This is a genomic window from Serratia sp. TSA_7 (assembly GCF_052692135.1).
This window is the reverse complement of record NZ_JBQZFU010000002.1, coordinates 269247-294092: the sequence shown is the minus strand read 5'-3', so window position 1 is coordinate 294092 and position 24846 is coordinate 269247. Positions and strand designations below refer to the sequence as shown.

At 56.4% G+C, this 24846-nt stretch carries 17 protein-coding genes; 10 read left to right on the top strand and 7 right to left on the bottom strand.

Going from position 1 to position 24846, the window contains the following annotated elements; translation table 11 throughout:
* The first annotated feature begins 86 nt into the window (after window positions 1-86).
* From ACUTQW_RS10255 to ACUTQW_RS10245, 3 genes are read left to right on the top strand one after another with little or no spacing between them, the layout of a single operon-like run.
* Entirely contained in the window at window positions 87-2876 is a 2790-nt protein-coding gene (locus ACUTQW_RS10255) for a xanthine dehydrogenase family protein molybdopterin-binding subunit (protein ID WP_006327896.1), read from the top strand.
* Window positions 2873-3427, top strand: a complete 555-nt coding sequence (locus ACUTQW_RS10250; protein ID WP_006327895.1) for a (2Fe-2S)-binding protein — start codon at window positions 2873-2875, stop codon at window positions 3425-3427. Before ACUTQW_RS10255 ends, ACUTQW_RS10250 begins: the two co-directional genes overlap by 4 nt.
* The gene (locus tag ACUTQW_RS10245; RefSeq protein WP_006327894.1) at window positions 3424-4665 is read left to right on the top strand and encodes a cytochrome c; all 1242 of its coding nucleotides are present in this window, start codon (window positions 3424-3426) and stop codon (window positions 4663-4665) included. The genes ACUTQW_RS10250 and ACUTQW_RS10245 overlap by 4 nt, the downstream gene beginning before the upstream one ends.
* A 36-nt stretch (window positions 4666-4701) precedes the next feature.
* Here the strand turns inward: ACUTQW_RS10245 and ACUTQW_RS10240 are convergent, their stop codons facing one another.
* The 3 genes from ACUTQW_RS10240 to ACUTQW_RS10230 form a co-directional block, all read right to left on the bottom strand.
* Window positions 4702-5655, bottom strand: coding sequence for a glycoside hydrolase family 43 protein (locus ACUTQW_RS10240; RefSeq protein ID WP_006327893.1), 954 nt, complete (start codon window positions 5653-5655; stop codon window positions 4702-4704).
* Between the two features lie 10 nt (window positions 5656-5665).
* Entirely contained in the window at window positions 5666-7066 is a 1401-nt protein-coding gene (locus ACUTQW_RS10235) for a glycoside-pentoside-hexuronide (GPH):cation symporter (RefSeq protein WP_006327892.1), read from the bottom strand.
* Window positions 7067-7262: 196 nt separating this feature from the next.
* On the bottom strand, window positions 7263-8639 hold the full coding sequence (locus ACUTQW_RS10230) for an amino acid permease (protein ID WP_004947952.1): 1377 nt from the start codon (window positions 8637-8639) through the stop codon (window positions 7263-7265).
* Window positions 8640-9294: 655 nt separating this feature from the next.
* On the opposite strand from ACUTQW_RS10230, the gene pdhR reads away from it, so the two are divergent.
* The 4 genes from pdhR (at window position 9295) to lpdA (ending at window position 16450) form a co-directional block, all read left to right on the top strand.
* Entirely contained in the window at window positions 9295-10059 is a 765-nt protein-coding gene (gene pdhR / locus ACUTQW_RS10225) for a pyruvate dehydrogenase complex transcriptional repressor PdhR (protein ID WP_004947949.1), read from the top strand.
* Between the two features lie 165 nt (window positions 10060-10224).
* Window positions 10225-12888: a pyruvate dehydrogenase (acetyl-transferring), homodimeric type gene (gene aceE / locus ACUTQW_RS10220; RefSeq protein WP_006327890.1), complete on the top strand. Its 2664-nt coding sequence runs from the start codon at window positions 10225-10227 to the stop codon at window positions 12886-12888.
* A gap of 13 nt (window positions 12889-12901) precedes the next feature.
* Window positions 12902-14791 (top strand): pyruvate dehydrogenase complex dihydrolipoyllysine-residue acetyltransferase, encoded by a 1890-nt coding sequence (gene aceF / locus ACUTQW_RS10215; protein WP_037433613.1) that lies wholly within the window; start codon window positions 12902-12904, stop codon window positions 14789-14791.
* A gap of 234 nt (window positions 14792-15025) precedes the next feature.
* Window positions 15026-16450: a dihydrolipoyl dehydrogenase gene (lpdA, locus tag ACUTQW_RS10210; RefSeq protein WP_004947933.1), complete on the top strand. Its 1425-nt coding sequence runs from the start codon at window positions 15026-15028 to the stop codon at window positions 16448-16450.
* Window positions 16451-16549: 99 nt separating this feature from the next.
* Here lpdA and ACUTQW_RS10205 read toward each other — a convergent pair whose 3' ends face one another.
* Window positions 16550-16672, bottom strand: coding sequence for a hypothetical protein (locus tag ACUTQW_RS10205; protein ID WP_006327883.1), 123 nt, complete (start codon window positions 16670-16672; stop codon window positions 16550-16552).
* Between the two features lie 895 nt (window positions 16673-17567).
* Here ACUTQW_RS10205 and acnB point away from each other — a divergent pair.
* Both acnB and yacL read left to right on the top strand, forming a co-directional pair.
* Window positions 17568-20165 (top strand): bifunctional aconitate hydratase 2/2-methylisocitrate dehydratase, encoded by a 2598-nt coding sequence (gene acnB, locus ACUTQW_RS10200; RefSeq protein ID WP_004947931.1) that lies wholly within the window; start codon window positions 17568-17570, stop codon window positions 20163-20165.
* Between the two features lie 138 nt (window positions 20166-20303).
* Window positions 20304-20666, top strand: a complete 363-nt coding sequence (yacL, locus tag ACUTQW_RS10195; protein WP_006327881.1) for a protein YacL — start codon at window positions 20304-20306, stop codon at window positions 20664-20666.
* 41 nt (window positions 20667-20707) lie between these two features.
* On the opposite strand, the gene speD is transcribed toward yacL, so the two are convergent.
* The 3 genes from speD to ACUTQW_RS10180 form a co-directional block, all read right to left on the bottom strand.
* On the bottom strand, window positions 20708-21502 hold the full coding sequence (gene speD / locus ACUTQW_RS10190) for an adenosylmethionine decarboxylase (protein ID WP_004947924.1): 795 nt from the start codon (window positions 21500-21502) through the stop codon (window positions 20708-20710).
* 26 nt (window positions 21503-21528) lie between these two features.
* Window positions 21529-22392 carry a polyamine aminopropyltransferase gene (gene speE, locus ACUTQW_RS10185; RefSeq protein WP_004947920.1) on the bottom strand — a complete coding sequence of 288 codons (864 nt, stop codon included), beginning with the start codon at window positions 22390-22392 and terminating at the stop codon, window positions 21529-21531.
* Window positions 22393-22503: 111 nt separating this feature from the next.
* Complete coding sequence (locus tag ACUTQW_RS10180; RefSeq protein WP_006327880.1) at window positions 22504-22851, bottom strand: YacC family pilotin-like protein; 348 nt, start codon at window positions 22849-22851, stop codon at window positions 22504-22506.
* Window positions 22852-23119: 268 nt separating this feature from the next.
* Here ACUTQW_RS10180 and cueO point away from each other — a divergent pair, with 268 nt between their 5' ends.
* Window positions 23120-24778: a multicopper oxidase CueO gene (cueO, locus tag ACUTQW_RS10175; protein WP_006327878.1), complete on the top strand. Its 1659-nt coding sequence runs from the start codon at window positions 23120-23122 to the stop codon at window positions 24776-24778.
* Window positions 24779-24846 lie beyond the last annotated feature (68 nt).

Here is a 24846-nt window from a genome sequence, read left to right as displayed (position 1 = left end):
TTATGACGTCTACGGCAAGCTCGTCAGCGTTTGCGCAACAACACCGCGAACACAAAAAACAACAATAAAGAAGTGAAGGACTTTTTATGAGCAATTTCAACTCGTCACGGCGTCGCTTTATCAAAAGCGCCGTGATAGCGGGGGTGTCCGTCTACCTCGCCCCCCTCTACAGCCGCGCCTACGCCGCGCTGTTTGAACAAAAGATTCTTCAGTCGCCTAACTGGGACGCCCATGAGAAACGCGTGCGTTTCCGTATTGACGGCCGTGCCAAGGTAATGGGGCAGAAGGTGTTCGCCCGCGATATCCGCGCAGTCGATATGCCGCACTGGCCACAAAAGCAGGCGCACGCCTTTATTCTGCGCGTAACCAAGGCCGACAGGCTGTTTGCGGGCCTCGACCTCTCGTTGTTGGGAGACGACCTGCAACCGGATCGTCTGGTGACGGCGGAAGATTTGGCGCGCGACGGCCTGGCTTTCCCGGCGTTTTATGGCGACGACATGCTGCTGCCCGCAGGCAAGACGCCGGCCTATCTGGGGCAGGCAGTGGCGATCCTGATTTATCACGATTTCGCCCGTTTCCGCTTTGCCAAGGACAAGCTGAAATTCCGCGAAGATACTCTCAAATACGGTGCCGAGACCGGCCCGCTGGAGCGCGATCCCTGGGGCACCTTCCGCTATGTGCGGGTGGGCGGCGACCAGCCGTTCGATGACGATCGTTTCTCCAGCCTGAAAGACACGCCGATTTTCCCGGTGTCGATGAGGAAACACCTGCCGGTCTGGCCGGAAGGCCGCGAAGGCGGCAAGCTGGATCAGGAAGGCATGCATTATGCCGGGCTGATTGCCGCTGAGCTGCAAACGCCGCCGGATGATTGGCTGGTACTGTCGCGCCGTTATACCACGCAGTCTGTCGATACTTCGGCGCTGGAGCCGGACAACGCCAATGGCTGGTTCGATGAGGCGACGCAGACTTTGCATCTGGTGGTGCCGACCCAGTCCCCGCAGGAAGTGGCCGACGAAATGCCGCGCATGCTGGCCAAACGCAACCCGCCGGTGAAGCAGCTGATTTTGCACCCGTGCTATACCGTCGGTTACGGTTCGAAAGATCACTTTAACTTCCCGTACTACGGCGCGGTGGCGGCGATGTATGGCGACGGACACCCGGTACGCCTGGCCAATGACCGTTTCGAGCAGTTCCAGACGGCGCTGAAACGCCACGCTTTCGACATGAACTACCGTATTGCGGTCAATCGCCAAACCGGCGTGCTGCAATCATTCCACGCTGAGATGACGGCAGACGGTGGTGGCCGCAGCAACTTTACGCCGTCGGTGGTGATGGTGGCGGCGACGGCGGCACAATCGATTTACTACTTCCCGAAAAGCGATTTGTCGGCGGTGGGATTGGCTTCGCGTGCTATCGACGCCGGTTCGGCACGCGGCTACGGCACGCTGCAAAGCATGGCCGCCACCGAGATGATGGTGGACGAACTGGCTGCCGAACTCAAGATTGACCCGATCGAATTTCGTTTGCGCAACGTACTGAAGTCCGGGATGAAAAACACCCAGGGCGCTATTCCTGCCGGCGCTATTCGTGCCGATGAAGTGCTGGAGAAGGCGGCGAAGCACGAGATGTGGCTGCAACGCGCCCAGCGTAAGGCCGAGTTTGAGAGCCGGCATCCGGGCAAACGTTATGGCGTCGGCTTCGGTTGCGTGCAAAAAGACTTCGGCACCGGGGCGGAAACCTCCTTTGCTCGCGTCGAGCTGGGGGAAGACGGGCGCATCATGCTGTATCACAGCGGCGCAGAGATGGGGACCGGCATGTCGACTTCACAGTCGGTGCTGTGCGCGCAGTGGCTGGGCAAACCGGCGGATGAGGCGCACTTTTCGGTGACCGACTGGTCAGTGCTGCCGATGATCGCCAGCGGCGATCCTTACATCATGTCGCAGGCCGAGCAGGATCAGTTGCAAACCAACCCAGCCTGGACGCCAAGCTACTGTTCGCCGTCAAGCGCCAGCAACTCGGCGTATTACTTTTCCCACAGCACGCGCGAAGCGGCCCGGCTGATCTTCAATCACGGTTTGTGGCCGGCGGCGATGGCGCTGTGGCAGGCGGGTATCGGCGGTGGCCAGGCGGCGCCGTTGGTGGTGCGCAGAGAAGACGCGCGCTGGGTAGAAGGCGGGCTGACCGCCGCCGGCATGGCGGTGTTGAGCCTGGAGATGTTGGCGAAAAAAGCCTACCAGATGGGCGGTATCACCGGTGCGGCGGTGCACGTGTTTAACCGCTGGCAGTGGGCGGAGGCGGATTTCACGCTGAGCGGTAACGGTGAGCGCCTGCCGATCGACGGGTTGGCGGTACGCAATGCCAATGGCGAGTTCAAAACGCTGCCGCGCACCCAGGTCTATTATCCTCCGACCCAGCGCAATAACGCGGCGGTGACCTATTACAGCGCCGTCGGCACCTTGGCGGAAGTAGCGGTGGATATCGCCACCGGCCAGGTGGAACTGCTTAACCATCATTCGATCATGGAGTGCGGCAACCTGATTGTGCCTGAGCTGGTTTCCGGCCAGCTGCAGGGCGGGCTGGCGATGGGCATCGGCCATGCGTTGCACGAATATTTACCCTTGTACGAAGACGGGCCGGGTAACGGTACCTGGAACTTTAACCGTTACCACCTGCCGCGAGCCAGCGATGTGGCGGTCTGGAAGCAGACCGGCGACATCCTGCCCGCGCTGTCGGAAACCGATCCGCCAAAAGGCATGGCCGAAGTGGTGATGATCCCGGTGGTCGCAGCGTTGGTTAACGCTATCGCCCATGCCACTGGCCACCGTTTCCGTGATTTGCCCGTTCGTGCAGAAAATATTCGTGAGGTATTACAATGAGCATTAAAACCCAGCCGATCTCCCTGACCGTCAACGATAAACAGTATGGCCCGATCGAGGTGCCGGAAGGGCTGATGATGATCGACTTCCTGCATGAATATCTCGATCTGACCGGTTCGCGCCTGGGCTGCGGGCAGGGCATTTGTCACGCCTGCGTGGCGATTGTCGATCATCCGAGCGGCACCAGTGAGGAAGTGCGCACCTGCATCACCGGCGCGCATTTTTTCAGCGGCAAGAAAGTGCGCACCGTCGAAGGGCACGCCAGGGTGGATGAACACGGCGAGGTGGTCGAGCTTTCACCGATCCAGCAGGCCTTTCTCGAACATTACAGCTTCCAGTGCGGCTACTGCACGCCGGGCTTCGTCAACGCCGCCACCCTTTTTGTGGAAAAGCTCAAGCGTGAACCCATTGCGCGCGATCAGCTGGAAAGCGCCATCGAACAAGCGCTGAACAACCATATCTGCCGCTGTACCGGCTATGTGCGCTACTACGAAGCGGTGCGCGACGTGGTGCTGAAGACGCCGGGTCTGGTGAAGGAGACGGCGCGATGAAAAAACGTCTCGCACTGTTGATTCTGCTGGTGGCGATTATCGTTATCGCCCTGCTGTGGTGGCGGGAAAACCGCCGCTACGACGGTCCGGTGCAGCAGGTGACCGCCAGCGCCGAACAAATCGTCCGGGGGCGCTATCTGGCCCAGGCCGCCGACTGCGCAGCCTGCCATACCGCCAGCGGCGGCGCGCCTTTGGCGGGCGGCTATCCGTTGGATACGCCGTTCGGCACTATTTATGGCAGTAACCTGACGCCTTCGGCCGACCACGGCATTGGCCGTTGGACCAAAGACGACTTCTTCCTGGCGCTGACCCAGGGCGTGGCACCGGGCGGGCGACATCTCTACCCGGCGATGCCTTATACCTCGTATAAAGGGATTTCGCGCCAGGATGCCGATGATATTTATGCCTATTTGATGACGCGCCCGGCGGTGGATGTTGCCATCCCGGAAAATGCCATGCCGTTCCCGTTCAACCAGCGCATGGCGCTGATTGGCTGGAACCTGTTGTTCCGCAATCAGGATCCGCTGCCGGCCAGTTCGCAGGGGACTTCGGCGCAGTGGCAACGTGGCCGCTATCTGGCGGATACGCTGGGCCACTGTGGGGAGTGCCATACGCCACGCGGCATGCTGGGCCAGATGGATCTCGGGAAACCGATGCAGGGCGGCGAACTGGGGCGCTTTATGGCGCCGGACATCACTCCGCACGGGTTGGCGCAACGCGGCTGGACGCCGGACGACCTGAACCGCTTCCTGGCAACCGGCATTGCGCCGCAGGGCAGCGCCTTCAGCGAAATGCATATGGTGGTGGATCTCAGCACGCGTCATTTGACGCCGGAAGACCATCAGGCGTTGGCTACCTATCTGATGGGTGAGCAACCGCCGGCCGCGCTGCCGGTAAAAGTGGGGCAGGGCAGCGATGCCGGGCGCATCAGCTATCTGGATCAGTGTTCCGGTTGTCATGCACGTGAAGGCGAGGGTAAACCGCATGTGGCGGTCGCGATGCGCGATAACGCTACGCTGCGCCAGCCGGACGCTAAAAACCTGATTGTCTCGGTGCTGGACGGTTTGCCGGCGCAGCAGTTCCCCAACGGTGAAAGCATGCAGAGCATGCCGGCCTTTGGTGCACGGCTGGACGATGCGCAAGTGGCGGAATTGGTGAACTATCTGCGGGTCACCTGGGGTGGGTTGCCGGCGGATGTGACAGCCGAGCAGGTGAAGAAGCTGCGAAATCAGCCTTGATCAAGAAGGGGCTCAGCGTGCTGAGCCCCTTTTATTCTACTCGCGATTATCCGCTGGTGGTTCACCCAATACCGGCATGCCTTCTTCATCCCACGTTATCGGCTTAATCCGCGCATGACGATTGGGGTCATAAAGCGGATCGCCCTCGATTTCCGTGTAATTGCGTGCATGGTAAACCAACAGATCCCGGCCCTGCTCGTCGAGGGTAAAGCTGTTGTGTCCGGGGCCGAATTGGCGGTTTCTGACGCTGGTGCGGAATATCGGTTGGCTGGCCTTGTGCCATTGGGCTGCGTCGGTGATGTCGCTATCGATATCGGCCCAGAGCAGCCCGATGCAGTAATTTTCATCGGTGGCGCTGGCGGAGTAGCTGATAAATATCCGTTGGCCATGAGTAATCACCGCAGGTCCTTCATTCACCTCGAAACCCACGATTTCCCAGGGGAGCTCCGGCTTGCTGAGCAGCACCGGTTTGCCCTTTAGCGTCCACGGGTTTTCCATCTCTGCCAGGTAAAGATTGGAGTTGCCGCTGATGGCCGGATCCTTTTGCGCCCATAAGTAATAATGTTTGCCGCGATGCTCAAAATGGGTGGCGTCGAGGGAGAAGCTGTCGATGTGGCTGTATACCCTGCCTTTTTCTACCCATTCCCCGGTTAACGGGTTGGCTGCGCTGCATTCCAGCGCAAACATGCGATGTTGGAACAGGCCATCTGCAATGTCGGGGCTGTGGGCGGCGGCAAAATACAAATACCACTTGCCGTCGATAAAGTGCAGTTCCGGCGCCCAGATCAGCGCGCTCATTGGCCCTTGCTGCGGCTTTCGCCATACGACCCTTGCTGTGGCCTGCGGCAGTTCGTCGAGGCTGCGCGCCCGGCGAAGCTCCAGGCGATCGTATTCCGGCACCGAGGCGGTGAAATAGTAATAGCCATCGCTGTGGCGCAAAATAAAGGGATCGGCCCGCTGTTCGATAAAAGGATTAGGGTAGTCTCGCATTACGGGCTCCTTACGGGTGTTTGGTTTCTAGCTGCTGCTCACGATAGTCGGTCAGCTCCTGGTAATTGACCCGGCGCTTTTCCAAATCGATCTGAATCTGCTGCATCAGTTGGCGATCGACCTTCAGCAGGCGCACTACGCCTGCGGTGATCAGATAGCCAATGCCCGGGATCACGGTGAACAACAATACGATGCTATTCAGTGCACTGGCGCTTTGGCTGGCCGCATCTGCCTGATAACCGGAATACGACATCAGGAAGCCGACCATGGCGCCGGCTACCGCCAGCCCGACCTTCAGGAAGAACAGGTTGCCGGAAAAGCTGATGCCGGTGATGCGCTTGCCGGTTTTCCACTCGCCATAGTCGTCCACGTCGGCCATTAACGACCAGTGCAGCGGTGAAGGGATTTGGTGCAAGATATTCAGCAGGAAATAGGCGACCACGATTAATGAGGTCAACTGAGGGTTGAGGAAGTAAAAACCGCAGGAAAACGCCGCCAGCACGATATTGGTCCAAAAGAACACTTTCAGTTTGCAGAAGCGGTCGGTCAGCGGCTTCGCCAATGCGCTGCCGATCATCATGCCGACTACGCCCAGCGCGATAAACAGGCTGGCGAATGAGGTTGACTGCTGCATGACGTAGGTCACGTAATACATGGTGGCCGCCATGCGGATAAACCCGGGGCAGACGTTGCAAAAGGTCAGCAGCAGAATGCGTACCCATTGGTCATTTTTCCACACGTCTTTCAGATCGGACTTGAGCGCGTCGTGGGTCGGCACGGCCGGGCGTATGCGCTCTTTGACTGTGGCAAAGCAGAACAGAAACATGAACAGGGCGATCAGCGCCAGTACGCCCATCGCCATCTGATAGCCGCGCGCCTTGTCGGCGCCGCCAAACCAGTCGGCCATCGGCAGCAGGGTTAGCGAGAGGATGAGCGTCGCAATGCCGACCAGAATAAAACGGTATGACTGGCAAGATACCCGCTCTTGCGGATCTGAGGTGATTACGCCGCCTAATGAACAGTAGGGAATGTTAATGGCGGTGTAGGTCAGCGACATCAAGAAGTAAGTGGCGAAGGCATAGACGACCTTGCTGTTGTAGCTCCATTCCGGCGTGGTGAACATCAACACGCTGAATAATACGTAGGGCAGGGATACCCACAGCAACCAGGGACGAAAGCGCCCCCAGCGGCTTTGGGTACGATCGGCGATGGCGCCCATAATAGGATCGGTAACCGCATCCAGCACCCGAACCGAGAGCAGCAGAATGCCGACCAGCGCCGGAGTCAATCCAAAGATGTCGGTATAGAAATAATTGAGAAACAACATAATCGCGCCACCGATCATGTTGCAGCCGGCATCTCCCATGCCATAGCCAATCTTTTCTTTTATCGATAGGGCATTGCTCTTCATGGACATTTTCTCCGTGGCGGCAGGATCTGACTGAGTGGCAACGATTATTGTCCCGGCAGGGGGCGAGTTATCAGAAACTATTGGTTGTAGAGATGGACAAACCGGGCGTGGCGAAGAAACTGTGAGCCAGTTTGCAAAATTGCAGGGCAATAAAATGGCCCGCATTTGCGGGCCATGTTGATTTTAACGCGGTTTATCAGCGGCTGGCGGTGCTCGCCGTACGCTGGCTGCGCTGTTTGATGACGTAGCCGATGGCCAGAATCGCCACCCATACCGGGATCAGCAGCACCGAGATTTGGATACCTGGCGTCAGGTACATGATCACCAGAATACCGGCCATAAACGCCAGGCACAGGTAGTTGCTGAACGGATACCAGAATGCCTTGAACTTCGGTTCTACGCCTTCACGGTTCTTGGCCGCGCGGAACTTCAGGTGCGCCAGGCTGATCATCGCCCAGTTGATCACCAGCGCCGATACCACCAGCGCCATCAGCAGCTCGAAGGCGCGCCCCGGGATCAGGTAGTTGATCAGCACGCAGAAGGCGGTGGCAATGGCGGACACGCCGATGGCGATCACCGGCACGCCGCGGCCGTCGACTTTCAGCAGGCTTTTCGGGCCGTTGCCCTGTTGCGCCAGGCCGTACAGCATGCGGCTGTTGCAGTATACGCAGCTGTTATAGACCGACAGCGCTGCGGTCAACACCACGATATTCAGCACCGTTGCCACCACGTCGCTGTTCAGCGCGTGGAAGATCAGCACGAACGGGCTGCCGCCTTCAACCACTTTGCCCCACGGGTACAGCGACAGCAGAATGGTCAATGAACCGATATAGAAAATCAGAATGCGGTAGATCACCTGATTGGTGGCTTTAGGGATGCTTTTCTGCGGGTTGTCGGCTTCGGCGGCGGTGATACCCACCAGTTCCAGACCGCCGAACGAGAACATGATCACCGCCATCGCCATCACCAGCCCCATGATGCCGTTCGGGAAAAACCCGCCCTGCGCCCACAGATTGGTTACGGTGGCTTCCGGGCCGCCCATGCCGCTGAACAGCAGGTAGGCGCCGAACACGATCATGCCGATAATCGCCACCACTTTGATAATGGCGAACCAGAACTCCATCTCGCCATACACTTTCACGTTGGCCAGGTTGATGGCGTTGATCGCCAGGAAGAACACCGCGGCGGACACCCAGGTCGGGATTTCCGGCCACCAGTACTGAACATAGATGCCGACCGCGGTCAGTTCCGCCATCGCCACCAGCACGTACAGCACCCAGTAGTTCCAGCCGGAAGCGAAGCCGGCGAAGTTGCCCCAGTATTTATAGGCGAAGTGGCTGAAGGAACCGGCAACCGGCTCTTCCACCACCATTTCACCCAGTTGGCGCATAATCAGAAACGCGATGAAGCCGCCAATGGCATAGCCGAGAATGACCGACGGGCCGGCCATTTTTATTGTTTGAGCGATACCGAGAAACAGCCCGGTACCAATTGCGCCACCTAGGGCTATAAGCTGAATATGGCGGTTTTTCAGGCCGCGTTTCAGCTGGTCGCCTTGCTGTTGACCATCCATCAATGAAACCCTCTGTCGTTGCAGAATACTCACATGCTGTAAAGCAGTGGTTACGATGTGTGTTTTGTTTTATTTACGGCGTTATAGCTATTAATTCCACGGAGCCGCTACCGTTTGGCAAAGAATAATGTTATGCGCGTCAGTTTGCACCTGCTTTATTCTGTGAGTGATTAATATTTCAGCAGTTTAGGAAACAAAATGCGGGTTGTGTGACGACAGAGGGGATCCGATGCACGAAATAAGCAGCAAATCACATAATGCGCAGAAATAACTTAGATATGAATCCTTGGTGGTGGTGAAATAGTAATCAGTTATAGGCCGGATATACGCCGCAAATAGCTATTCGTTAAAGCTTAATAAACATGCAATAAAATTCTGCTTTTGATGCTTCAGTCTTCCTGACGAGGCGCAGCCTCTAAAACGTTAAATCAGAAACCTACCTCGTAAATGGTATTACCAACGGTGAGTTACCGGTTTGCAGCAGGCCGGATAGCGAAGTGTTAACCGGATATCGAGGTGTTAAAATGTGCGGGGAATCATGATTTCGAACGAGGCTCATATGGACAGGAGGTGAATACTTTGTTACTTTACGGTCACGTTTTTGAAATTGGTATTACCAATTGACTCCGCGCCATTCGCAGAGAAGAATTCACCCATGGCCTACAGCAAAATCCGCCAACCCAAGTTGTCAGACGTTATCGAGCAGCAGCTCGAACACCTGATCCTCGAGGGAACGTTGCGTCCAGGCGAAAAGTTGCCACCGGAGCGCGAACTGGCGAAACAATTTGATGTTTCCCGTCCTTCTCTGAGAGAGGCCATCCAGCGCCTGGAAGCTAAAGGGCTGCTCCTGCGCCGTCAGGGCGGCGGCACCTTTGTACAAACTAATCTGTGGCAGAGCTTCAGCGATCCGCTGGCTGAACTGCTGGCCGACCATCCTGAATCACAATTCGATCTGTTGGAAACTCGTCATGCCCTCGAAGGCATCGCTGCCTATTATGCGGCGCTGCGCGGTACCGACGAAGATCTGGCGCGCATCCGCGATTGCCATATTGTGATTCAGCAGGCCCAGGACAGCGGCGATCTCGATGCAGAAGCCGACGCGGTCATGCAATACCAAATCGCCGTGACCGAAGCTGCCCACAACGTTGTGTTACTGCACCTGTTACGCTGTATGGGGCCGATGCTGGAACAGAACGTGCGTCAGAACTTTGAATTGCTCTACTCGCGCCGTGAGATGTTGGCAAAAGTGAGCAGCCACCGCGCCGGGATTTTTGAGGCGATTGTGGCACGCGAGCCGGAAAGGGCCCGCGAAGCTTCGCACCGCCATTTGGCGTTTATCGAGGAAATATTGCTGGATCTCAGTCGGGAACATACCCGGCGCGAGAGATCGCTGCGGCGTCTCCAGCAACGCAAGGATTAAGAACGTTTCTCTTCAGGGTACACCAGCCTGCGGGGTTTACGTTCGGAATGCTTATTTAAGCATTTACGCGGCAACTAAACTGATGGGCCTGTCTTCGTGTGTTTTGCTTCAGAACACAGGAAGACAGGCTCCAAACAAACCATTAGACAGATAAGGAATACCACCATGTCAGAACGTTTAAACAATGACGTGGATCCGATCGAAACCCGCGACTGGCTGCAGGCGATCGAATCGGTCATCCGTGAAGAGGGTGTTGAGCGAGCTCAGTTTCTGATTGATCAGGTATTGGGTGAAGCCCGTAAAGGCGGTGTTAGCGTTGCAGCCGGTGCTGCCGCCAACAACTACGTCAACACCATCGCGGTGGAAGACGAACCTGCTTACCCAGGCAACCTGGATCTGGAACGTCGTATCCGTTCAGCCATCCGCTGGAACGCGGTAATGACCGTTCTGCGTGCATCCAAGAAAGATCTGGACCTGGGCGGCCACATGGCTTCCTTCCAGTCTTCCGCGACCTTCTATGAAGTCTGCTTCAACCACTTCTTCCGTGCGCGCAACGAGCAAGACGGCGGCGATCTGGTTTACTTCCAGGGCCACATCTCTCCAGGCGTTTACGCACGAGCCTTCCTTGAAGGCCGCCTGACCGAAGACCAAATGAACAACTTCCGTCAGGAAGTTCACGGCAAAGGCCTGTCTTCTTACCCGCATCCGAAACTGATGCCGGAATTCTGGCAGTTCCCGACCGTTTCCATGGGCCTGGGCCCAATCAGCGCCATCTATCAAGCGAAGTTCCTGAAATATCTGGAGCACCGTGGCCTGAAGAACACCTCCGCTCAAACCGTTTACGCCTTCCTGGGCGACGGCGAGATGGACGAACCTGAATCCAAGGGCGCGATCACCATCGCTACCCGCGAAAAACTGGACAACCTGGTCTTCGTCATCAACTGTAACCTGCAGCGTCTGGACGGCCCGGTCACCGGCAACGGCAAGATCATCAACGAGCTGGAAGGCATCTTCGCCGGTGCAGGCTGGCAGGTTCTGAAAGTGATTTGGGGCGGACGTTGGGATGAGCTGCTGCGTAAAGACACCAGCGGCAAACTGATCCAGCTGATGAACGAAACCCTGGACGGCGACTACCAGACCTTCAAATCCAAAGACGGCGCTTACGTACGCGAGCACTTCTTCGGCCGCTTCCCGGAAACCGCCGCTCTGGTCAAAGACATGACCGACGACGAAATCTGGGCGCTGAACCGTGGTGGTCACGATCCGAAGAAAGTCTTTGCCGCACTGAAAAAAGCGCAGGACACCCAAGGCAAACCAACCGTTATCCTGGCCCATACCATCAAAGGTTACGGCATGGGTGAAACCGCGGAAGGTAAAAACATCGCTCACCAGGTGAAGAAAATGAACATGGAAGGGGTGCACCACTTCCGCGATCGTTTCAACGTGCCGGTTGCCGATGCTGACATCGAAAAACTGCCGTACATCACCTTCGAGAAAGAGTCTGAAGAGTACAAATACCTGCACGAACGCCGTCAGGCGCTGAAAGGTTATGTGCCGACTCGTCTGCCGGCCTTCACCCAGAAGCTGGAAATGCCGGCTCTGGAAGACTTCAGCTCGCTGCTGGAAGAGCAGAACAAAGAAATCTCCACCACTATCGCTTTCGTACGTGCCCTGAACGTGATGCTGAAGAACAAGTCGATCAAAGATCGCCTGGTGCCAATCATCGCCGACGAAGCCCGTACCTTCGGTATGGAAGGTCTGTTCCGTCAGATCGGTATCTACAGCCCGAACGGTCAGCAATATACCCCGCAAGACCGTGAGCAGGTTGCTTACTACAAAGAAGACGAGAAAGGCCAGATTCTGCAGGAAGGCATCAACGAACTGGGCGCAGCTTCTTCATGGCTGGCCGCGGCGACTTCCTACAGCACCAACGATCTGCCGATGATTCCGTTCTACATCTACTATTCGATGTTCGGTTTCCAGCGTATCGGTGACCTGTGCTGGGCAGCGGGCGACCAACAGGCGCGCGGCTTCCTGATCGGCGGGACTTCAGGCCGTACCACCCTGAACGGTGAAGGTCTGCAGCACGAAGACGGCCACAGCCACATTCAGTCTCTGACTATCCCTAACTGTATCTCTTACGATCCGGCTTACGCATACGAAGTGGCTGTAATCATGCATGACGGTCTGGTCCGCATGTACGGCGACGCGCAAGAAAACGTCTACTACTACATCACCACGCTGAACGAAAACTACCACATGCCGGCCATGCCGCAGGGTGCAGAAGAAGGTATCCGTAAAGGTATCTACAAGCTGGAAACTCTGGCAGGCAGCAAAGGTAAAGTGCAGTTGCTGGGTTCAGGTTCCATTCTGCGTCACGTGCGTGAAGCTGCGCAGATCCTGGCGAAAGACTACGGTGTTGGTTCTGACATCTACAGCGTGACTTCCTTCACCGAACTGGCGCGCGATGGCCAGGACTGTGAGCGTTGGAACATGCTGCACCCAACCGAAACCCCACGCGTGCCTTACATCGCTCAGGTGATGAACGAAGCGCCTGCGGTTGCGTCTACCGACTACATGAAGCTGTTCGCAGAACAGGTTCGTACTTACGTTCCAGCCAGCGATTATCGCGTTCTGGGTACTGACGGCTTCGGTCGTTCAGACAGCCGCGAAAATCTGCGTCACCACTTTGAAGTCGATGCTTCTTACGTTGTGGTTGCTGCTCTGGGTGAACTGGCTAAACGCGGTGAAATCGAAGCTTCTGTGGTAGCTGATGCGATTAAGAAATTCGACATCAACCCAGAAAAAGTTAACCCGCGTCTGGCATAAGAGGTACAGAAGAATGTCTATCGAAATCAAGGTACCGGACATCGGTGCAGACGAAGTGGAAATCACCGAAATTCTGGTGAAAGTGGGCGATAAAGTCGAAGCTGAACAATCGCTGATCACCGTTGAAGGTGATAAAGCTTCCATGGAAGTCCCGTCCCCGCAAGCGGGCGTGGTGAAAGAGATCAAGGTTTCCGTCGGCGATAAAACCGAAACCGGCAAACTGCTGATGATCTTTGAAGCAGAAGGTGCGGCAGCTGCCGCACCAGCCGCCAAAGCGGAAGAAAAACCGGCCGCAGCACCTGCTGCTGCACCGGCTGCCGCTGCTGCCAAAGACGTTGCGGTACCGGACATCGGTGCCGACGAAGTTGAAGTGACCGAGATCCTGGTGAAAGTGGGCGACAAGGTGGAAGCCGAGCAGTCCCTGATCACCGTGGAAGGCGACAAGGCTTCCATGGAAGTCCCTGCACCCTTTGCGGGCATCGTGAAAGAGATCAAAATCGGCGCCGGCGACAAAGTGAAAACCGGTTCCCTGATCATGGTCTTCGAAGTGGCCGGCGCAGCTTCTGCTGCCGCTCCGGCTGCGGTTGAAGCCCCTGCGGCCCCAGCCGCACCGGCTGCCGCCGCTGCCAAAGACGTTGCCGTGCCGGACATCGGCGGCGACGAAGTAGAAGTGACCGAAGTGATGGTGAAAGTGGGCGACAAAGTTGCCGCTGAGCAGTCGCTGATCACCGTTGAAGGTGACAAGGCTTCTATGGAAGTGCCGGCACCGTTCGCAGGTACCGTGAAAGAAATCAAAATCAGCGCCGGCGACAAAGTGAAAACCGGCTCTCTGATCATGGTGTTCGAAGTTGAAGGCGCGGCACCCGCCGCCGCTCCGGCCCAGAAAGCAGAAGCTGCACCGGCCCCGGCCAAGCAGGAAGCCGCTGCGGCCGCTCCAACTGCCAAAGCGGAAAGCAAAGGCGAGTTCGCAGAGAACGACGCTTACGTGCACGCAACCCCGGTCATCCGTCGTCTGGCGCGTGAATTCGGCGTAAACCTCGCGAAAGTGAAAGGCACCGGTCGTAAAGGCCGCATCTTGCGCGAAGACGTCCAGACTTACGTGAAAGACGCGGTCAAACGTGCGGAAGCGGCTCCAACCGCTGCTGCCGGTGGCGGTCTGCCAGGCATGCTGCCATGGCCGAAAGTGGACTTCAGCAAGTTCGGTGAGATCGAAGAAGTCGAACTGGGCCGCATCCAGAAGATTTCGGGCGCCAACCTGAGCCGCAACTGGGTGATGATCCCGCATGTGACTCACTTCGACAAAACCGATATCACCGATCTGGAAGCGTTCCGCAAGCAACAGAACGATGAAGCGGCCAAACGTAAGCTGGACGTGAAGTTCACCCCTGTGGTGTTCATCATGAAAGCCGTCGCTGCCGCTCTGGAGCAGATGCCGCGCTTCAACAGCTCTCTGTCCGAAGATGGCCAGAAGCTGACGCTGAAAAAATACATCAACATCGGTGTTGCGGTTGATACGCCAAATGGTCTGGTGGTTCCGGTATTCAAGGATGTGAACAAGAAAAGCATCACTGAGCTGTCCCGCGAGCTGATGGCTATCTCCAAAAAAGCGCGCGACGGCAAGCTGACCGCAGGCGAAATGCAGGGTGGTTGCTTCACCATCTCCAGCCTGGGCGGTATCGGGACGACTCACTTCGCGCCTATCGTCAACGCGCCGGAAGTGGCTATCCTGGGCGTCTCCAAGTCCGCTATGGAGCCAGTCTGGAACGGTAAAGAGTTCGTGCCGCGTCTGATGATGCCAATGTCGCTCTCCTTCGACCACCGTGTTATTGATGGTGCAGATGGTGCGCGCTTTATCACCATCATCAACAATATGCTGGCTGACATTCGCCGTCTGGTGATGTAATGAAAAAAGGGCGCAGCATGCTGCGCCCTTACTACTTCAGTAGCAGTTTTGTCGGTTTTTGCATGACTCGACAAAATTGTTGAGACACGGGTCACTTCGAACGCGCTTTGCAGATTATTAACAATTCTGTAAACTGCTCGCGGTGTAAGCGTCCCGGTGGATGAAGGGCGTTATGAGATCGATTAGCAATAAAAATGACGTCTGACCCGCCGGACAATCAATTAAGAGGTCATGATGAGTACTGAAATTAAAACTCAGGTCGTGGTACTTGGGGCGGGCCCGGCAGGTTACTCTGCTGCCTTTCGTTGCGCTGACTTAGGTCTTGAAACCGTTCTGGTTGAACGTTATTCCACGCTGGGCGGTGTTTGCCTGAACGTGGGATGTATCCCTTCCAAAGCACTGCTGCACGTTGCCAAAGTGATCGAAGAAGCCAAAGCGCTGGCCGAGCACGGCATCGTTTTCGGCGAACCGAAAACCGACATCGACAAAGTGCGCGTCTGGAAAGAAAAAGTCATCAATCAGCTGACCGGCGGTCTGGCTGGCATGGCTAAAGGCCGTAAAGTTAAAGTCGTTAACGGTCTGGGCAAGTTCACCGGCGCTAACACCCTGGTCGTTGAAGGCGAAAATGGTCCTACTACCATCAACTTCGACAACGCCATCATCGCCGCAGGCTCCCGTCCGATCCAACTGCCATTCATTCCTCATGAAGACCCGCGCGTGTGGGATTCTACCGATGCGCTGGAACTGAAAACCGTCCCTGAGCGTCTGCTGGTGATGGGCGGCGGTATTATCGGCCTGGAAATGGGTACCGTATACCATGCGTTGGGTTCACAGATCGACGTGGTCGAGATGTTTGACCAGGTGATCCCGGCTGCCGACAAAGACGTGGTGAAAGTCTTCACCAAACGCATCAGCAAGCAGTTCAACCTGATGCTGGAAACCAAAGTGACTGCGGTAGAAGCCAAAGAAGACGGCATCTACGTCACTATGGAAGGCAAAAAAGCGCCTGCAGAACCGCAGCGTTACGACGCGGTGCTGGTGGCTATCGGTCGTGTGCCGAACGGCAAACTGCTGGAAGCGGGCAAAGCCGGTGTGGAAGTTGACGAGCGTGGCTTTATCCGCGTCGACAAACAGCTGCGCACCAATGTGCCGCACATCTTCGCTATCGGCGACATCGTCGGTCAACCGATGCTGGCGCACAAAGGCGTGCATGAAGGCCACGTTGCCGCTGAAGTTATCGCCGGCATGAAGCACTACTTCGACCCGAAAGTGATCCCATCAATCGCTTACACTGAGCCGGAAGTTGCATGGGTGGGTCTGACCGAGAAAGAAGCGAAAGAGAAAGGCATCAGCTACGAAACGTCCACCTTCCCGTGGGCAGCTTCCGGCCGTGCTATCGCTTCCGATTGTGCAGACGGCATGACCAAACTGATCTTCGACAAAGAAACTCACCGTATCATCGGTGGCGCGATTGTCGGCACCAACGGCGGCGAGCTGCTGGGCGAGATCGGTCTGGCTATCGAGATGGGTTGTGATGCGGAAGACATCGCGCTGACTATCCATGCTCACCCAACCCTGCACGAATCCGTAGGTTTGGCGGCAGAGATCTTCGAAGGCAGCATCACCGATCTGCCAAACCCGAAAGCCAAGAAGAAGTAATTCTGCTGGTTTGACCGGTTAACGAACGGCTCCTGAAAAGGGGCCGTTTTTTTATGGATGGCATTCAGGTAAAAGGCCGCTCAATGAGCGGCCAGTAGCTTACTTGTTCTGGAATATCACGTTCAACGTGAGGCTGTTGCCGTTAACCGACCAACCGCCTTTGCTCACGCCAAACGCCGATCCCAGTACAATGAGCAGGATAAACAAAGAACTCCCTTTCATTGCGCGATCCTTGTGGAACCACGACCACCGCGACTTCACCGGAAAAATCCCGGCGGAACAAGCGCCCGGTAGCGCCTGTATCGCAGTAGTTGCAGCGCTGTTCTCAAGCCCGATGACCCGCTGCTAAACGGGCAGAACAGACCCATAGAAATAATACCCAAAAAACGAGATTGATAATATTGTTTAGTTGATTTTTTGAACGATGTTGCGCACAATGTTTTGGCTCGGTAGCGCTTGTATCGTTCTTTAACGATGTAAGAATTCCCTAAGGTGTCTGCTAACACCGAACGGAACAACAGAACCGCCTTAACGGCGGTTTTTTTGTGCCTTCCGCACTCAATTTTTACTATTCGCGATCAATAGCCATTGTAAGTGAATGGTTATTGTGTTGTGCTCGTCAGGCTGATGTATGATGTGAACGGAACCTTCCTGCAGCCCCGGCTAGCCTGCCTTACAGCCGATTACTCTGTACTCAACGATTCAGCAAAGATTTAATGTTGCTTTTATGTGAACGAATTAACAACCGTTTCAAATCCTGATATGCTGGCTGAGCGGAACCGGGCACTGTACCTTACAGGCCAGGACATCGACAGCAGTGCCCCGTCAGGATCAATGGCACCAACACCGTGCGCTAAACCCGGTTTGAACATATGCCCTATGGCTTTCAAGTTGCAGTTAGGAGCCCAGTTCGTTCATCCCCAGGCGCTTACTTAGGTAAGTAACTGGGGTGACAAATCTGCCGGGAGCAGATTTGAACGCTGCTCGCAGCGGCCCCGAAGGGGTGTGGCCCATGGACGGGCCACATAACTGAATGCAGGTAACAACGCTGCGGCTTGAAAGACGACGGGTATAAACGCCAGGCACAATAAATGACAATGAGAGCGAGGAGAATGTCGTGCTAGAAGAATACCGTAAGCACGTAGCCGAGCGTGCTGCAGAGGGCATCGTCCCTAAGCCGTTAGACGCCACCCAAATGGCAGCGCTGGTTGAATCATTAAAGAATCCGCCACAAGGCGAAGAAGAATTCCTGTTAGACCTGCTGATTAATCGTGTTCCACCAGGCGTCGACGAAGCCGCCTACGTCAAAGCAGGTTTCCTGGCGGCCATCGCCAAAGGTGAAGCGACCTCTCCCCTGATTACCCCCGAGAAAGCCGTAGAACTGTTGGGCACCATGCAGGGCGGTTACAACATTCATCCGCTGATCGACGCGCTGGATAACGAAAAACTGGCCGCTATCGCCGCCAAAGCGCTTTCCCACACGCTGCTGATGTTCGACAACTTCTACGACGTGGAAGAGAAAGCCAAGGCGGGTAACCCGCACGCCAAACAGATTATGCAGTCCTGGGCCGATGCCGAGTGGTATCTGTCACGCCCGAAACTGGCGGAAAAAATCACCGTTACCGTATTCAAAGTCACCGGCGAAACCAACACCGACGATCTGTCGCCGGCGCCGGATGCCTGGTCGCGTCCGGACATCCCATTGCACGCCCTGGCGATGCTGAAAAACGAACGTGAAGGCATAGTGCCGGATCAGCCGGGCAGCGTTGGCCCGATTAAGCAAATTGAGCTGCTGAACAAGAAAGGTTTCCCGCTGGCCTACGTCGGTGACGTGGTCGGTACCGGTTCTTCCCGTAAGTCCGCCACCAACTCTGTGCTGTGGTTTATGGGCGACGACATCCCGTATGTGCCGAACAAGCGCGGTGGCGGTGTGGTGCTGGGCAGTAAAATCGCGCCTATCTTCTTCAATACCATGGAAGATGCCGGCGCCTTGCCGATTGAAGTGGACGTTTCCGAGCTGAACATGGGCGACGTGATCGACGTTTACCCGTACAAAGGCGAAGTGCGCAACCACGAAACCGGCGAACTGATCGCCAACTTCGAACTGAAAACCGACGTATTGCTGGATGAAGTGCGCGCCGGCGGCCGTATCCCGCTGATTATCGGCCGTGGTTTGACCACCAAGGCGCGTGAAGCGCTGGGCCTGCCGCACAGCGACGTGTTCCGTATCGCCAAAGAAGTTGCCTCCAGCAACAAGGGCTTCTCGCTGGCGCAGAAAATGGTGGGCCGCGCCTGTGGCGTTGCCGGCGTGCGTCCGGGCGAATACTGCGAGCCGAAGATGGCTTCCGTAGGTTCTCAGGACACCACCGGCCCGATGACCCGTGACGAACTGAAGGACCTTGCGTGCCTGGGCTTCTCCGCCGATCTGGTCATGCAGTCGTTCTGTCATACCGCCGCGTACCCGAAACCGGTTGATGTGACCACTCACCACACGCTGCCGGACTTTATCATGAACCGTGGCGGCGTATCGCTGCGTCCGGGCGACGGCGTTATTCACTCGTGGCTGAACCGCATGCTGTTGCCGGATACCGTCGGCACCGGCGGTGACTCTCACACCCGTTTCCCGATCGGTATTTCCTTCCCGGCTGGTTCCGGTCTGGTGGCGTTTGCCGCAGCGACCGGCGTTATGCCGCTGGATATGCCCGAGTCTGTCCTGGTGCGCTTCAAAGGCAAGATGCAGCCTGGCATTACTCTGCGCGATCTGGTGCACGCCATTCCTTACTACGCGATCCAGCAGGGCCTGCTGACCGTTGAGAAGAAGGGCAAGAAGAACATCTTCTCCGGCCGTATTCTGGAAATCGAAGGCTTGCCGGAGCTGAAAGTCGAGCAGGCGTTTGAACTGACCGACGCCTCTGCCGAACGTTCCGCTGCCGGTTGTACCATCAAGCTGGATAAGGCACCGATCGAAGAGTACCTGAACTCTAACATCGTGCTGCTGAAGTGGATGATCTCCGAAGGTTACGGCGACCGCCGTACGCTGGAGCGCCGCATTCAGGGTATGCAGAAATGGCTGGCGGATCCGCAACTGCTGGAAGGCGATGCGGATGCGGAATACGCTGCGGTGATCGACATCGATTTGGCAGAGATCACTCAGCCAATCCTGTGTGCGCCGAACGATCCTGACGACGCGCGCCTGCTGTCCGACGTGGCTAACAGCAAGATCGATGAAGTGTTCATCGGTTCTTGCATGACCAACATCGGCCACTTCCGCGCCGCCGGCAAGCTGTTGGACCAGCACAAGGGCCAATTGCCGACTCGCCTGTGGGTTGCGCCGCCGACCAAGATGGATGCGGCTCAACTGACCGAAGAGGGCTATTACAGCGTGTTCGGCAAGAGCGGTGCGCGTATCGAGATCCCGGGTTGTTCACTGTGTATGGGTAACCAGGCGCGAGTGGCCGACGGCGCGACGGTGGTTTCCACCTCTACCCGTAACTTCCCGAACCGTCTGGGTACCGGTGCCAACGTTTATCTGGCCTCTGCAGAACTGGCGGCGGTTGCTTCGCTGCTGGGCCGTTTGCCAACGCCGGACGAGTATCAAACGTACATGGAACAGGTCGATAAAACGGCGGCGGATACTTACCGCTACCTGAACTTCGACCAACTGGGCCAGTACACCGAAAAAGCCGACGGCGTGATCTTCCAAACCGCCGTTTAAGCCGCTATATTGCGCAACTGTTCAACGGGAGGCCTTGGCCTCCCGTTTTATTTTGCTCAGTTGCCAACTTTGCGAGCGCTCGCTGAGTTAGTCATGAATTAATGTTTACACTAAGAAAAAGGCTCAGGAGGGCGTGCTATGGATTACGAATTTCTGCGTGACGTGACCGGTCAGGTGGTGGTCAGATTTTCGATGGGGCATGAAGCGATTGGCCACTGGATCAATGAGGAAGTCAAAGGTGACTTCAACCTGCTGGATCGGATCGAAGCCGGGGCGGCGGAAGTCAAAGGCAGTGAGCGTCAATGGCAGTTGGAAGGCCACGAATATACATTGCTGATGGACGGTGAAGAGGTGATGATCCGCGCCAATCTATTGGCGTTTGAAGGCGACGAGATGGAAGAGGGGATGAATTATTATGATGAAGAAAGCCTCTCATTCTGCGGCGTCGAAGACTTCCTCGCGGTGCTGAAGGCCTACCGTTCTTTTATGCTCAACTATTAAATGTAAGGGCGCGGCGTGTGTATGGCCGCACCCTTAACCCATTACAAGTGCGGAATATTGCGGCCGTAATAGATTTCTTGCATCTCTTTCCACAGCAGATCGGTAATCTCTTTACGCTCGGCCTCGCTCAGGGCTTCCGGCTTGGCGTTAAACAGGTAATGCTTCAGATCGAAATCCTTCAGCAGCATCTTGGTATGGAAGATGTTCTCCTGGTAAACGTTGACGTCCATCATGTGGTACAGCGCCTTCATATCGTCAGACATAAAGTTCTGGATCGAGTTGATCTCATGATCGATGTAATGCTTCACGCCATTTACGTCGCGGGTAAAGCCGCGCACACGGTAATCCATGGTGACGATGTCGGATTCCAACTGGTGGATCAGGTAATTCAGCGCTTTCAGCGGTGAAATCACGCCACAGGTCGACACTTCAATATCGGCGCGGAAGGTGCACAATCCGCCTTCTGGGTGGCTTTCCGGATAGGTATGAACGCAGATGTGGCTCTTGTCCAGGTGTGCGACCACCGTCTTTGAGAGGGGGCCAGGCTGTTCCGAAGTATCTACATCTTTCGGGTCGACCGGTTCTTCGCTGACCAAGATGGTCACGCTGGCGCCCTGAGGCTCGTAGTCCTGACGTGCGACGTTCAGAATATTTGCGCCAATGATCGAGCAGGTTTCACTCAGGATCTCGGTCAGGCGATTGGCGTTGTATTGCTCGTCAATGTAGGCGATATAGCCATCGCGGTCATCCGCGGTTTTGGCGTAACAAATATCGTAAATACAAAAACTCAGGCTCTTCGTCAGGTTGTTGAAGCCGTGCAGTTTTAGCTTTTGCAATTGGGTTCACCTCCTTATCTTCTCGCTTAACGTGTAACGTTCAGTGCGTTGAGCAAGTACTGTGGCAGGGCAAAGCTGCCTGCGTGGATCGCCGGGTTGTAATAACGGCAGTTTAGGCCGCTTTGATTAAAGCGATGTTGCAGGGCGGATAAATCGAGCTGACGCAGCGCCGGGTTTTGGCTCGCCCAGGCGAAGGTCATGATGCCGCCGTAATAGGTCGGGATCGCCGCCTGATAGAAGCTGACGTCGTTGAAATATTGGCTTAGTTTGGCATGGCTGTTGACCGCTTCGTCCTGTTGCAGGAAGCAGACGCCGTTTTGCGCGACAAAAATGCCGCCCTCGTTCAGGCAGCGTGCGCAGCCTTCGTAGAACGCTGAGGTGAACAGGCTTTCGCCGGGGCCGATCGGATCGGTGCAGTCCGAGATAATCACATCGAATTTTTCATCGGTCTGATTAACGAAGTTGACGCCGTCGTCGATCACCAGCTTGAAGCGCGGGTCGTCGTAGGAGCCGGCATTGTGATTAGGCAGATACTGGCGGCAGAACTCCACCACCCCGGCGTCGATCTCGACCATGGTGATCTGCTCTACGCCCCGATGGCGGCTGACTTCACGCAGCATGCCGCCGTCGCCGCCGCCGATGATCAACACTTTCTTCGCCTGGCCATGTGCCAGCAACGGAACGTGGGTCATCATTTCGTGATAAATGAACTCATCGCGCTCGGTGGTTTGCACCACGCCGTCGAGCGCCATCACGCGCCCCAGCACCGGGTTTTCAAAAATCACCAAATCCTGATGCTCGGTCTTCTCGCGGTACAGCACATTCTCTACCGAGAAGTACTGGCCGAAGTTGGCATGCAGCGTTTCATACCAAATTTCTTTCTGGGTCATGTGCGGGAACTCCGTAATAACGGCCATGAAAAATTGGCGCAACATCATAGCTAACTCTGCCTGGTGATGCACGGCTGAATTTCAAACAGAGGTAGCGGAAGGCAGAAGGGATTAGTTGGCGTACGCCAGCAGGCTCAGCGAATCGCGTGCCAGAGATTTGCATTTGTTGGGGGTAGGGATGGCGATGCCACTGAGATCGCGATAGCTGTCTTCACCCAGCGCCTTCATGTTGTAGCTATTATAGTTGCTCAAATCCCAGCGGTTTTGCTGGGCGAAGTAAACGATGGCACGTTTGATTTGCGCGTTGGGCAAGTCGTTGTAGCCGCAATCGTTTTTCAGATAAATAAATACCGCCGTCAGATCGGCCAGATCTTCCGCCTCAGACTCATTGAGCGCCAGACTGGCGTTGGAGAACCCCAGCATGGTGAGCAGCAGCACCAGTAACGTTGTTTTTTTCATCATGAAAATAGACCTGTTTATTGTCTGCAAACGTTATCACACTTGCCTGTAAAGGCACCAAATTTTATTACTTGCGGATAACATAACCGGCAGCAAAGGCTTGACCTTCCGCTAAGGGGAGGGTTTAGGCTGTCAGGCATGAAAGTTATACCTGTTGTCTTTCAAGCTGCGGCGTTATTACCTGCGCCAGCGCCCCGATTGACAGGGGATGAATGAGCTGGAACTTGAAAGCCATAGGGTACATATCACTGAGAAAAGGGAGTCAGCGATGTTACGCCGTGATTTTATCAAATTGACCGCTGCGCTGGGCGCGGCAAGCGCCTTACCGCTGTGGAGCCGAAGCGCGTGGGCAGCCGGGTTGCCGGCGTTGCCGATCCCACCGCTGTTGATGCCGGACGCACAGGGAAAAATCGCGCTGGCGCTGCAAACCGGTGAAATGAACTGGTTGCCGGGCAAAGCGACCCAAACCTGGGGCGTCAACGGAGCGCTGCTGGGGCCTGCGGTGCGGCTGCAACGCGGCAAACCGGTGACGGTCGATATCAAAAACGGCTTGCCGGAGGCCAGCACGGTCCACTGGCACGGGTTGGAAATCCCCGGCGATGTCGATGGTGGCCCGCAGGCGCTGATTCAACCGGGTACCACGCGCAGAGTGAGTTTCACTGTCGAACAGCCCGCGGCCACCTGTTGGTTCCATCCGCATACCCATGGCAAAACCGGCCATCAGGTGATGATGGGGCTGGCGGGGCTGGTGCTGCTGGAAGACGACGAGAGCAGTAAGCTGCCGTTGCCGAAGACCTGGGGGCTGGATGATATTCCGGTGATCCTGCAGGACAAACGCTTGGGCAAAGACGCACAGATTGAATACCAACTGGACGTGATGAGCGCCGCAGTTGGCTGGTTCGGCGACCGTATGTTCACCAACGGCGCCCAATATCCGCAGCACGTTGCGCCGCGCGGCTGGTTGCGGTTACGTTTTCTCAACGGCTGCAATGCACGCTCGCTGAACCTGGCGGCCAGCGATAATCGGCCGCTATACGTTATCGCCAGTGACGGGGGATTCCTGGCCGAACCGGTGAAGCTGACCGAATTGCCGATGCTGATGGGCGAACGCTTTGAAGTGCTGGTGGATGCCTCGGACGGCAAGCCGTTCGACATCGTCACGCAGCCGGTCAAACAGATGGGCATGACGCTGGCACCGTTCGACCAGCCGCTGCCGGTGTTGCGCATTCAGCCTTCGCTGGCGCAGGGAATCAAAACGATGCCGGACAGCCTGGTGAAACTGCCGGCGCTGCCGCCGCTGGCCGGGCTTCAGGAGCGCTGGCTGCAACTGATGATGGACCCGCAGTTGGACAAGCTGGGCATGCAGGCGTTGATGGATCGTTACGGCCATCAGGCGATGGCCGGGATGAGCATGGATCACGGCAGCATGAGCACCAGCGATGGCGGAATGGCCGGCATGGATCATGGCAGCATGAAAGGCATGGATCACGGCAATATGCAGGGCATGGATCATGGCAGCATGAAAGGTATGGATCACGGCAACATGAAGGGTATGGATCATGGCGCCAAGGCTTTCGACTTCAGCCACGGCAATAAGATCAACGGCAAGGCCTTTGATATGACCAAACCGGCGTTTGAAGCCAAACGCGGCAAGTACGAGAAATGGACCCTGTCCGGCGAAGGCGACATGATGCTGCACCCGTTCCATATCCACGGCACCCAGTTCCGCATCCTGTCGGAGAACGGCAAGCCGCCGGCGGCTCACCGCAGCGGCTGGAAAGACACGGTGCGCGTCGAGGGGTGGCGCAGTGAAGTGCTGGTGCGTTTCGATCATCCGGCTAGCAGTGAACATGCCTATATGGCGCATTGTCACCTGCTGGAGCATGAGGATACCGGCATGATGATGGGCTTTACCGTAAGCGACTAGAGCAGAAGTGGCGGCGCACTCGCGTCGCCACCGGCTTCAGGCTATGCTAAACTCTGCGCCCTTCTTCC

Bases quoted from the DNA above. Each gene is read 5' to 3' on its own strand.
- ACUTQW_RS10235 (WP_006327892.1), bottom strand. From the start codon at position 7,066: ATGAAGAGCAATGCCCTATCGATAAAAGAAAAGATTGGCTATGGCATG.
- ACUTQW_RS10230 (WP_004947952.1), bottom strand. From the start codon at position 8,639: ATGGATGGTCAACAGCAAGGCGACCAGCTGAAACGCGGCCTGAAAAAC.
- yacL (WP_006327881.1), top strand. From the start codon at position 20,304: ATGGATTACGAATTTCTGCGTGACGTGACCGGTCAGGTGGTGGTCAGA.
- ACUTQW_RS10240 (WP_006327893.1), bottom strand. From the start codon at position 5,655: ATGCGAGACTACCCTAATCCTTTTATCGAACAGCGGGCCGATCCCTTT.
- aceF (WP_037433613.1), top strand. From the start codon at position 12,902: ATGTCTATCGAAATCAAGGTACCGGACATCGGTGCAGACGAAGTGGAA.
- aceE (WP_006327890.1), top strand. From the start codon at position 10,225: ATGTCAGAACGTTTAAACAATGACGTGGATCCGATCGAAACCCGCGAC.
- ACUTQW_RS10245 (WP_006327894.1), top strand. From the start codon at position 3,424: ATGAAAAAACGTCTCGCACTGTTGATTCTGCTGGTGGCGATTATCGTT.
- cueO (WP_006327878.1), top strand. From the start codon at position 23,120: ATGTTACGCCGTGATTTTATCAAATTGACCGCTGCGCTGGGCGCGGCA.
- ACUTQW_RS10205 (WP_006327883.1), bottom strand. From the start codon at position 16,672: ATGAAAGGGAGTTCTTTGTTTATCCTGCTCATTGTACTGGGATCGGCG.
- ACUTQW_RS10255 (WP_006327896.1), top strand. From the start codon at position 87: ATGAGCAATTTCAACTCGTCACGGCGTCGCTTTATCAAAAGCGCCGTG.
- pdhR (WP_004947949.1), top strand. From the start codon at position 9,295: ATGGCCTACAGCAAAATCCGCCAACCCAAGTTGTCAGACGTTATCGAG.
- lpdA (WP_004947933.1), top strand. From the start codon at position 15,026: ATGAGTACTGAAATTAAAACTCAGGTCGTGGTACTTGGGGCGGGCCCG.
- ACUTQW_RS10180 (WP_006327880.1), bottom strand. From the start codon at position 22,851: ATGAAAAAAACAACGTTACTGGTGCTGCTGCTCACCATGCTGGGGTTC.
- speE (WP_004947920.1), bottom strand. From the start codon at position 22,392: ATGACCCAGAAAGAAATTTGGTATGAAACGCTGCATGCCAACTTCGGC.
- ACUTQW_RS10250 (WP_006327895.1), top strand. From the start codon at position 2,873: ATGAGCATTAAAACCCAGCCGATCTCCCTGACCGTCAACGATAAACAG.